The sequence below is a fragment of the Paracoccus sp. (in: a-proteobacteria) genome, from assembly GCF_030604785.1.
Lineage (GTDB): Bacteria > Pseudomonadota > Alphaproteobacteria > Rhodobacterales > Rhodobacteraceae > Paracoccus.
This window is the reverse complement of the sequence record NZ_JAUVVF010000065.1, coordinates 1-11,168: the sequence shown is the minus strand read 5'-3', so window position 1 is coordinate 11,168 and position 11,168 is coordinate 1. Positions and strand designations below refer to the sequence as shown.

Sequence of the window (11,168 nt, the reverse complement as noted above, 5' to 3'; positions counted from 1 at the left end):
CCGCTGGCCGAGGCGGTTGCGCATCTGGCCGCCCGCGCGGCCGACCGGCCGGACCTGCCGCGCCCGGCCCCCTGCTATCTGCGCCCGGCCGACGCCGCGCCCGCCCGCGATCCGGCGCCGGTCATCCTGCCGTGACCGATCCGGCGGCTTTGGCCGCGCTGCATGCGCGCTGCTTCACCATGCCGCGCCCGTGGAGCCGCGCCGAATTCGCGGATCTGCTGGCGGGGCAGGGCGCCTTTCTGCTGACCCGGCCCGAGGGCTTCCTGCTGGGCCGGGCGCTGGCGGGCGAGGCCGAATTGCTGACCCTGGCGGTCGATCCCGACCGGCGCCGGCAGGGCACCGGGCGCGCGCTTCTGGACGAATTCGCGGCCGCCGCCCGGCGGATGGGCGCCGAGGCGGCCTTTCTGGAGGTCGCCGCCGGAAACGTCGCGGCACGCACGCTCTATGCCGCGGGCGGGTGGCTGGAGGCCGGCCGCAGGCCGCGCTATTACGGGCCTGCCGAGGATGCGATCGTGATGCGGCTGGACCTGACTGCGCCCCAACAAGGCAGTTGACCGCCCCCGGACGATGCGCCCTAATCGCAACCACCAACCGGGCCCGATCAACGCGCCCGCAGCAACAGGATGAGGTCCTTCATGTCCCTGAAAAAATCGCTTCTGGCGGGCGTGGCCCTGACGGCTTTCGGCGCGGGCGCGGCTCTGGCCGATCCGGCCCTGATCTACGACCTTGGCGGCAAGTTCGACAAATCCTTCAACGAGGCCGCCTTCATGGGCGCGCAGCGTTGGGCCGAGGAGACCGGCGGAACCTTCCGCGAGCTCGAGATGCAGTCGGAAGCGCAGCGGGAACAGGCCATGCGCCGTCTGGCCGAATCGGGCTCGAACCCGATCGTCATGGCGGGCTTCGCCTTTGGCGACGTGCTGGGCCAGGTCGCGCCGGATTACCCGGACACGAAATTCGCCATCATCGACATGGTCGTCGACCTGCCGAACGTGCAGTCGGTCGTGTTCACCGAGGAACAAGGCAGCTACCTGGCGGGCGTGATGGCCGGCATGGCCTCGGAATCGGGGACCGTGGGCTTCATCGGCGGCATGGACATCCCGCTGATCCACAAGTTCCACTGCGGCTTCGCGCAGGGCTTCAAGTCGGTCCAGCCCGAGGGCACCGTCGTGATGAACTTCACCGGCACCACCCCGGCCGCCTGGAACGACCCGGTGCGCGGCGGTGAACTGGCGCGCGCGCAGATCTCGCAGGGCGCGGACGTGATCTATGCTGCAGCGGGCGGCACCGGCATCGGTGTCCTGCAGGCGGCGGCGGATGAGGGCATCCTGTCGATCGGCGTGGACAGCAACCAGAACGCGCTGCATCCGGGCCAGGTGCTGACCTCGATGGTCAAGCGCGTGGATAATGCCGTGTTCGAGGCCTTCACGGCGGGCACCGAGCTTGAGACCGGCATCCGCGTGATGGATCTGGCCGCGGGCGGCGTGGATGTCGCCATCGACGAGAACAATGCCGATCTGGTCACCGACGAGATGCAGGCCGCCGTCGAAGAGGCCCGCGCGGCCATCGCCTCGGGCGAGGTCACGGTGCATGACTACATGACCGACAACACCTGCCCGGCCTCGTGATGGCTGCGCCAGGCGACATGACGGGGGGGCGGCCGGACGCGGCCGCCCCCGCTGCCATCGAGCTGCGCGGCATCTCGAAGGCATTCGGGCCGGTCCAGGCGAACCGCGACATCAGCCTGTCGGTGCCCAAGGGAACGATCCACGGCATCATCGGCGAGAACGGCGCGGGGAAATCCACGCTGATGTCGATCCTCTACGGCTTCTACAAGCCCGACGAGGGCGAGATCCTTGTCAACGGCCAGCCGATCAACATCGCCGACAGCCAGACAGCGATCCGCGCGGGCATCGGCATGGTGTTCCAGCATTTCAAGCTGGTCCAGAACTTCACCGTGCTGGAAAACATCATCCTCGGCGTCGAGGACGGCGCGCTGCTGCGCCCGTCGCTGTCCAAGGCGCGCGGCGTGCTGAAGCGCCTGGCCGCAGAATACCAGTTGAACGTGGACCCCGACGAGGTGATCGAGAACCTCTCGGTCGGCCACCAGCAGCGGGTCGAGATCCTCAAGGCGCTGTATCGCCAGGCCGACATCCTGATCCTGGACGAGCCGACCGGCGTGCTGACCCCGGCCGAGGCGGACCACCTGTTCCGCATCCTGGAAGGGCTGCGCGACGAGGGCAAGACGATCATCCTGATCACCCACAAGCTGCGCGAGATCATGGAGATCACCGACAACGTGTCGGTCATGCGGCGCGGCGAGATGGTCGCCTCGGTCAGGACCGCCGAGACCAGCCCCGAGGAACTGGCCGAACTGATGGTCGGGCGCAAGGTGCTGCTGAACGTCTCCAAGGCGCCCGCCCGCCCCGCCGCCCCGGTGCTGGAAGTGCGCGACCTGACGATGGTGGATGCCGACGGGGTCGAGCGTCTGCGTCAGGTCAGCTTCGACATCCGCGCGGGCGAGATCCTGGGCATTGCCGGGGTGTCGGGCAATGGTCAGACGCAACTTCTTGAAATTCTTGGCGGCTATCCCGAAAAGGGCGCGCGCGTCTCGGGCGAGGTCCGGATGAACGGCGCCGCTTTGCCCTTGTCGGGGCGCGGCTGCGATTCCCGCCAGCGCCGCCGCGACGGCATCGGCCACATCCCCGAGGACCGGCAGGTCGAGGGGCTGATCATGGACTTCGCCGCGTGGGAGAACGTCGCCTTCGGCTGGCATGACGCGCCCGAATTCAGCAAGGGCGCGCTGATGGACAACGACGCCATCCGCCGCGATGCGCAGGCCAAGATGGAACGCTTCGACGTGCGCCCCCGCGATTGCCATCTGGCGGCGCGCAACTTCTCGGGCGGGAACCAGCAGAAGATCGTCGTCGCGCGCGAGATCGAGCGCAACCCCGACCTGCTGCTGATCGGCCAGCCCACGCGCGGCGTCGATATCGGCGCGATCGAGTTCATCCACAAGCGCATCGTGGAACTGCGCGACGCGGGCAAGGCGATCCTGCTGGTCTCGGTCGAGCTGGACGAGATCCTGTCCCTGTCCGACCGCGTGGCGGTGATGTTCGACGGGCGCATCATGGGCGAACGCCTGCCCGGCCAGACGACGACGGGCGAACTGGGCCTGTTGATGGCCGGGATCACCGATACCGAAAACACCCCTGACAGCGCCGGCATCCCCCCGGGCGTGACGCAGGACGCTTTGCCGGAAGGGTCCGCCTGATGGACAAGATGCCGAAATGGGCGGATGTCATCCTGACGCCGCTGATCTCACTGATCCTTGCGATGGGAATTTCCGCGCTGGTCATCCTGGCCATCGGGGAAAGCCCCTGGATGGCGCTGACCACGATGGTCGAGGGGGCGCTAGGCTCCAGCTATGGCTGGGGCTTCACGCTCTATTACGCGACGAACTTCATCTTTACCGGGCTGGCGGTGATGGTCGCATACCATGCCGCGCTGTTCAATATCGGCGGCGAGGGGCAGGCCGCGATGGGCGGCCTCGGCGTGGCGCTGGTGCTGCTTTACCTGCCGCTGCCGCATTGGGCGCTGGCCCTGCCCGTGGCGATGCTGGGGGCGGCGGCCTTCGGCGCGGCCTGGGCCTTCATTCCGGCCTGGCTTCAGGCCAAGCGCGGCAGCCATATCGTGATCACCACGATCATGTTCAACTTCATCGCCGCCGCCGTGCTCAGCTATGTGCTGGTGAACCTGCTGCGCCCGGTGGGCAGCATGGACCCGGCCTCGGCCCGCTTTCCGGCGGAGACCGCGCTGCCGCGCCTCAGCGAACTGGCCGCCTCGGTCGGGATCGCCTGGGGGCGCAACACGCCGGTCAACATCACCTTTCTGGTCGCCGTGCTGGCCTGCGTGCTGGTGTGGTTGCTGATCTGGCGCACGCGCCTCGGCTACGAGATCCGGGCGCTTGGCAAATCCGAACGCGGCGCGGTCTATGCCGGGATCAGCCCGGTCCGCATCACCATCGTCGCCATGCTGATCTCGGGCGGACTGGCCGGGATGATGGCGATCAACAACGTGATGGGCGAATCCGGCCGTCTGGTCCTGAACGCGGTCGAGGGCGCGGGCTTCATCGGCATCGCCGTCGCGCTGATGGGCCGCAACCACCCGTTCGGTATCTTCCTGGCCGCGCTTCTGTTCGGGTTCCTCTATCAGGGCGGCGGAGAGCTGGCGCTGTGGACCTCGATCCCGCGTGAGCTGATCGTCGTCATTCAGGCGCTGGTGATCCTGTTCACCGGGGCGCTGGACAACATGGTGCGCATGCCGCTGGAACGCCTGTTCCTAGCCCTGCGCCGCAACGGAGGGCAGGCAAGATGAAGCTGGCCGACAGCCTGACCGCCATCCTGATCCTGGCCATCTGCCAGATCTGGCTGATCGCCGACCAAAGTGCCGCGATGCAGGGCATCAACAGCGCCATCCGCCTGATGACGCCCCTGCTGCTGGCCTGCCTGGCGGGCCTCTATTCGGAACGCGCGGGAGTCTTCGATATCGGGCTCGAGGGCAAGATGCTGATGGCGGCCTTCACGGCGGCCTCGGTCGCCTTCGTCACCGGCAGCGCCTGGCTGGGCCTGATCGCGGGGATCGCCGGGGCGATGGCCATGTCGCTGGTTCACGGGGTCGCCTCGATCACGTTCCGGGGCAACCAGCTGATCTCGGGCGTGGCGCTGAACTTCCTGGCGGCGGGGCTGACCGTGCTGATCGGGCAGAACGCCTTTTCGCTTGGCGGGCGGACGCCGCCCCTGCAGGGCGATGCGCGCTTTCAGCCGATCACGCTGCCCTTCGCGCCCGAACTGCGCGAGGTGCCGCTGATCGGCCCGCTTTATTCGCAGCTTCTCTCGGGGCACACGATCCTTGTCTATGTGGCGCTGCTGGCCGTGCCTGTGACGTGGTGGGTCCTGTTCCGCACGCGCTTCGGCCTGCGACTTCGCGCGGTGGGGGAAAACCCCGCCTCGGTCGATACGGCCGGCATCTCGGTCACGCGGCTGCGCTTTACCGCCGTGATGATCTGCGGCCTGCTGACCGGGATCGCGGGGGCCTATCTGGCGACCGGCCTGTCGGCGGGCTTCGTCAAGGACATGACCGCCGGGCGCGGCTTCATCGCGCTGGCCGCGCTGATCTTCGCGAAATGGCGCCCTTGGCAGGCCCTGTTCGCGACCTTCCTCTTCGGCCTGCTCGAGGCGATCGCGAACCTCTATCCCAATCTCGACCTCGGCCTGTTCACCGTGCCGTCGCAATTCATGAACGCGCTGCCCTATATCCTGACCGTCATCATCCTGGCGGGCTTCGTGGGCCGCGCCATCCCGCCGCGCGCGGGTGGAGAACCCTATGTCAAAGAGCGCTGAGCTTGCCGCCCTCATCCGCGACCGCGCGGGCGAGGCGGCCCCCGAATACGGCCTGATCCTGGGGTCTGGCCTCGGCCATCTGGCCGCCAAGGTCGAGGGCGTCGCGATCCCCTATTCCGACCTGCCCGGCTTTCCCCATGCGGGCGTGTCGGGCCATGTGCCGCAACTGGTGATCGGCCAGCTTGAAGGCCGCCGCGTGGCGGTTTTCGGCGGGCGGGCGCATTACTACGAAAAGGGGCAGGCCGACGTGATGCGCCTGCCGCTCGAGGTGCTGGCCGCGCTTGGCTGCCAGCGGCTGATCCTGACCAATGCGGCAGGATCGCTGCGCCCCGACATCCCGCCCGGCGGGCTGATGCTGCTCAGCGACCATATCGCATTCGCCGGCACCAACCCCCTGATCGGCGAGCCGACGGATACCCGCTTCGTCCCCCTGACCGACGCGCATGACGTCCAGATGCGCGCCGCCCTGACCGAGGCCGCCCTGGCCGAGGGGATCGAATTGCCCGAGGGCGTCTATTGCTGGTTCTCGGGCCCCAGCTTCGAGACCCCGGCCGAGATCCGCGCCGCCCGCGTGCTGGGCGCCGATGCGGTGGGCATGTCCACCGTGCCGGAAATCATCCTGTCGCGCTTTCTGGGGCTGCGCTGCGCGGCCATTTCGGTCGTCACCAATATGGGCGCGGGCCTCTCGGACGAGGCGATCAGCCACGACCACACCAAGGCCATGGCCCCCCTGGGCGCGGCCAAGCTGGAACAGGTGCTGCGCCGCTTCCTGCGCGACGCCTGAGACCCCCGAAACGCAGAAGGCGCGGCCCCCGAAGGGACCGCGCCTTTTTTCATGCCTGCCTTCCGCCGTATTCGGCGGGAACGGCGCTCGGCCTTTCCACCGCGGCGATGGGATGGCTCAGATGGGCCAGCATCTCGCGCGGGCAGACCTGCAGGAACTTGGTCTTTTCCTCGTCCCATTTCGACAGGATCTCCTCGGCCCGGCGCGACCGGGTCTCGGCGAAATGGCGCTCGATCAGGCCTTTCAGCTGCGCCTCCCAGTGATCCTGCGTGACGGGGCACAGGACCAGCGTCTCGGCATTGATGTAGTCGCGCGCCACACCTTCGGGGTCATAGAGGTAAGCCATCCCCCCGGTCATCCCGGCGCCGAAGTTCGCGCCGATCCGACCCAGGATGACCGCGACCCCGCCGGTCATGTATTCGCACCCGTTCGAGCCGCAGCCCTCGATCACGACATGCGCGCCCGAGTTCCGCACCGCGAAACGCTCTCCCGCGCGGCCCGCCGCGAACAGATAACCGGCGGTCGCACCGTAAAGCACGGTATTGCCGATGATCGTGTTCTCATGCGCGACAAGCGGGCTGGCCATCGGCGGGCGCACCACGATGGTGCCGCCCGACAGGCCCTTGCCGACATAGTCGTTGGCATCGCCCGACACTTCCAGCTTCAGCCCCGGCGCGGCAAAGGCACCAAGCGACTGACCCGCGCTGCCCGTCAGACGCACCGTCAGGTGATCCGCCTGCAGGTTGTTCCGCATGCCGTATTTCTGCACGATCATGCTGGACGTGCGCGTGCCGATGGTCCGCAGGGTGTTCCTCACCGCATAGGACAGCTGCATCTTCTCGCCATCGGTGAAGAACCGTTCCGCGTCGCGGATGATCTCGGCGTCCAGCGTGTCCATCACCGCATTGCGGGGCTTGGAGCGGTCGTAGACGATCTTTTCCGACCCATCGACGGTGATCAGCAGCGGGTTCAGGTCCAGATCGTCCAGATGCGCGGCGCCACGGCTGACCTGGGTCAGCAGATCGGCCCGACCGATGATCTCGTCCATCGACCGCGCGCCGATGGATGCCAGGATCTCGCGCACCTCCTGCGCGTAGAAGGTGATGAGGTTCACCACCTTGTCCGCCGACCCGGTGAACATCGCGCGCAGCTTTTCGTCCTGCGTGCAGACGCCCACGGGGCAGGTGTTCGACTGGCACTGGCGCACCATGATGCAGCCCATCGCGATCAGGGCGGCGGTGCCGATGCCGTATTCCTCGGCCCCCATCATCGCCGCCATGACGATGTCGCGACCCGTCCTGAGGCCCCCGTCGGTCCGCAGCGTCACCCGCTCGCGCAGGCGGTTCATCGCCAAAACCTGATGCGCCTCGGTCAGGCCCATCTCCCAGGGCAGGCCCGCGAACTTGATCGAGGTCGCGGGCGAAGCCCCCGTGCCGCCGTTATGGCCCGAGATCAGGATCACGTCGGCCTTGGCCTTGGCCACGCCCGCCGCGATGGTGCCGACGCCCGAGGACGCCACCAGCTTCACCGTGATCTTGGCGCGCGGGTTGATCTGCTTGAGGTCGTAGATCAGCTGCGCCAGATCCTCGATGCTGTAGATATCGTGGTGCGGCGGCGGCGAAATCAGCGTGACCCCCGGCGTCGAGTGCCGCAGCCGCGCGATCAGCTTGGTGACCTTCATGCCGGGCAGCTGCCCGCCCTCGCCGGGCTTGGCGCCCTGGGCGACCTTGATCTCCAGCTCCTCGCAGGCGTTCAGGTATTCGGCGGTGACGCCGAACCGGCCCGAGGCGACCTGCTTGATCTTGGCGCAGGGGTTGTCGCCGTTCGGCAGCGGATGGCTGTGCGCCGGGTCCTCGCCGCCCTCGCCGCTGTCGGACTTGGCGCCGATGCGGTTCATCGCGATGTTCAGCGTCATATGCGCCTCGGGCGACAGGGCCCCAAGCGACATCCCCGGCGTGACGAAGCGCTTGCGGATCGAGGTGATGCTCTCCACCTCCTCGATGGGCACCGGCTTGCCCAAGGGCTTGATGTCCAGCAGGTCGCGGATGTGGATCGGCGGGTTCGCCCGCATGGTCGCGCTGAACTGCTTCCAGACGTCATAGGACGCCTTTTCGCAGGCGACCTGCAGCAGCTTCATCGTGTTGGCTTCCCAGGCATGCTTCTCGCCCGAGCGGCGCAGCTTGTAGAAGCCGCCCACGGGCAGCAATTCCGCCGCATTGCCGTGGAAGGCCGCCTGATGCAGGTCCTCCAGCTTCGCCTGAAGGCCGTGTAGCCCGATCCCCGAAATGCGCGAATGCATGCCCGGGAAATACTCGGCCACCATCGCGCGGGACAGGCCCACGGCTTCAAAGTTCAGACCGCCGCGATAGGAGGACAGGACCGAGATCCCCATCTTGGCCATGATCTTCAGCAGGCCCGCATCCACCGCGTCGCGGTAGCGGCGCATGTTGTCGATCAGGCTGCCTTCCAGCAGGCCGCGCTCGATCCGGTCGGCGATGCTGTCCTGCGCCAGATAGGGGTTCACCGTCGTCGCGCCGCAGCCGATCAGCACGGCGAAGTAATGCGGGTCGATGCATTCGGCGGCGCGCACGTTCAGCGAACAGAAGGTCCGCAGCCCCTTGCGTGTCAGCCAGGAATGGACGGCGCTGGTCGCCAGGATCATCGGCATCGCGACGCGGTCAGGCCCCTGCGCCTCGTCGGTCAGGACCAGATGGCCCGCGCCCGAACGCACGGCATCCTCGGCCTCGGCGCGGATGCGCGCCAGACCCTCGCCCAAGGCATCCGGGCCGGCATCATCGGGGAAGGTGCAGTCGATCACCGTCACCGTTTCGCCGAACATCTTCATCATCTCGGCGAATTCGCCATTGGCGACGAAGGGGCTTTCCAGCACCAGAATTTCCGTCTGGGCGCTGGATTCATCCAGCACGTTCTTGAGGTTGCCGAACCGGGTCTTGAGGCTCATCACCCGCGTTTCGCGCAAGCTGTCGATGGGCGGGTTCGTCACCTGGCTGAAGTTCTGGCGGAAGAAATGGCTCATCGGGCGATACTGCTTGGACAGGACCGCAGGCGGCGTGTCGTCGCCCATCGAGGCGATGGCTTCCTTGCCATCCTCGGCCATGGGCGCCAGCACATGCTCCAGTTCTTCCAGCGTGAAGCCCGCGGCGGCCTGGCGGCGGCGCAGGTCATCACCCTTGAAGCGCACCGGCTCGGGCAGGTCGCGCATCATGTCGTTCAGCTCGACGACCTTCTCGATCCACTCGCCGAAGGGCTGGCTGCCGGCCAGCCGGTCCTTGATCGCCGTGTCGTGGTAGAGCTTGCCCTCCCACATATCGACCGCGATCATCTGCCCCGGCCCAAGCGCGCCCTTCTCGCGGACATTGCTTTCGTTGACCGGGACCATGCCGACCTCCGAGCCCGCGATCACCAGGTTGTCGCCCGTCACCACATAGCGCATCGGACGCAGCCCGTTGCGGTCAAGGCCGCCGCAGACCCAACGCCCGTCCGTCATCGCCAGCGCGGCGGGGCCGTCCCAGGGCTCCATCACGGCGTTGCAATAGGCATACATGTCGGCCCAGGCCTTGGGCATGTCGGTCGTGGCCTTGGACCAGCTTTCCGGGACCAGCATCGTCTTGGTCATCGGCGCGCTGCGGCCCGAACGCACCAGAACCTCGAAGACCGCATCCAGCGCCGCCGAGTCCGACGAGCCCGCAGGCACGATCGGCTTGATATCCTCGGCCATGTCGCCAAAGGCCGACGAGGCCATGCGGATCTCGTGGCTTTTCAGCCAGTTCAGGTTGCCCTTCAGCGTGTTGATCTCGCCGTTATGGGCCAGCATGCGGAAGGGCTGGGCCAGCCACCATTGCGGGAAGGTGTTGGTGGAATAGCGCTGGTGATAGATGGCAAAGGCGGATTCGAACCGCTCGTCCTTCAGGTCGGGATAGAACTCGGCCACCTGTTCGGCCAGCATCATGCCCTTGTAGATGATCGACCGGCAGGACAGCGAACAGAAGTAAAGTCCCGCGACCTGGGCCGCGACGGCGGCCTTCTCGATCCGGCGGCGGATGATGTACAGCTCGCGCTCGAACTGGACATGGTCGATGTCCTTCTCGCAGCGGATCAGGATCTGCTCGATCTCGGGGCGGGTGGCGTTGGCCTTTTCGCCCAGAACGCCCACGTTCACCGGCACATGGCGCCAGCCATAGATGTAGTGGCCCATCCGCAGAACCTCGGATTCCACGATGGTCCGGCAGGCTTCCTGGGCGGCAAAGTTCGTGCGCGGCAGGAACACCTGACCCACGGCGATCAGCTTGGACTTGTCGGGCTCGTGGCCGGTGCGGCGGATCTGGTCATAGAAGAACGGCACCGGGATCTGCACATGGATGCCCGCGCCGTCGCCGGTCTTGCCGTCCGCATCCACCGCGCCGCGATGCCAGATCGCCTTCAGCGCGTCGATGCCGTTCTGCACGACCTTGCGCGAGGGCTTGCCGCCCAGATCGACCACGAAGCCCACGCCGCAGGACGAATGCTCGTCCTCTTCGCGATACAGGCTGTTCTTGTCCATCCATGCGCGGCGGGCTTCTTCCTGTGCTTGCCAATCCATGGTCATGATGCGGCCCTTTCCTGCAGGATCTGCGTCATCAGCTGATCGCAGTCATATTGTGGGGTGGTGGCGCCAAAGCCGGGTTCGCCGGGGCGTGAAAAGGTGACGGGGCTGTCATTCGTCTCGCGCCGCGCGCCCGTCCAGTCGGTGGTCGTCTCGACCCCGCCGTAAAAGCGCCCGAATTCGCGGCTGATGAATTGCTGCCCGCTGCGTTCCATCAGCACCTCGCCCGAGGCGCTGAGCGTGACGACCTCGAATCGCGTGCGCTCCAGCGTGACGCCGTCGATCTCGACCGTCTCGCCGGTCAGCACGTCATGGCCCTGAAAGCGCAGACGCTCGCCCGTGTTCGATTCGGTCATGAAGTCGAAATCGTCGCGCCCGGTTT

Annotated in this window: 7 protein-coding genes and 1 pseudogene; 6 read left to right on the top strand and 2 right to left on the bottom strand. The window is 67.1% G+C overall.

Features of this window, described 5'->3' with window-relative positions:
• Positions 1–131 precede the first annotated feature (131 nt).
• From QAR72_RS15085 to QAR72_RS15060, 6 genes are all read left to right on the top strand, one after another.
• Positions 132–554, top strand: a complete 423-nt coding sequence (locus tag QAR72_RS15085; RefSeq protein WP_442953586.1) for a GNAT family N-acetyltransferase — start codon at positions 132–134, stop codon at positions 552–554.
• Between the two features lie 81 nt (positions 555–635).
• The gene (locus tag QAR72_RS15080; RefSeq protein ID WP_304618198.1) at positions 636–1,625 is read left to right on the top strand and encodes a BMP family lipoprotein; all 990 of its coding nucleotides are present in this window, start codon (positions 636–638) and stop codon (positions 1,623–1,625) included.
• Positions 1,625–3,271, top strand: a complete 1,647-nt coding sequence (locus QAR72_RS15075; RefSeq protein WP_304618197.1) for an ABC transporter ATP-binding protein — start codon at positions 1,625–1,627, stop codon at positions 3,269–3,271. Before QAR72_RS15080 ends, QAR72_RS15075 begins: the two co-directional genes overlap by 1 nt.
• Positions 3,271–4,374, top strand: coding sequence for an ABC transporter permease (locus QAR72_RS15070; protein ID WP_304618196.1), 1,104 nt, complete (start codon positions 3,271–3,273; stop codon positions 4,372–4,374). Before QAR72_RS15075 ends, QAR72_RS15070 begins: the two co-directional genes overlap by 1 nt.
• A gap of 77 nt (positions 4,375–4,451) precedes the next feature.
• Positions 4,452–5,399: an ABC transporter permease gene (locus QAR72_RS15065; protein ID WP_304618200.1), complete on the top strand. Its 948-nt coding sequence runs from the start codon at positions 4,452–4,454 to the stop codon at positions 5,397–5,399.
• Complete coding sequence (locus QAR72_RS15060; protein ID WP_304618195.1) at positions 5,383–6,183, top strand: purine-nucleoside phosphorylase; 801 nt, start codon at positions 5,383–5,385, stop codon at positions 6,181–6,183. Before QAR72_RS15065 ends, QAR72_RS15060 begins: the two co-directional genes overlap by 17 nt.
• A 49-nt stretch (positions 6,184–6,232) precedes the next feature.
• Here the strand turns inward: QAR72_RS15060 and gltB are convergent, their stop codons facing one another.
• Positions 6,233–10,783, bottom strand: coding sequence for a glutamate synthase large subunit (gene gltB, locus QAR72_RS15055; protein WP_304618199.1), 4,551 nt, complete (start codon positions 10,781–10,783; stop codon positions 6,233–6,235).
• A gap of 2 nt (positions 10,784–10,785) precedes the next feature.
• Positions 10,786–11,168, bottom strand: a pseudogene (locus QAR72_RS15050) (hypothetical protein); the annotation flags it as partial.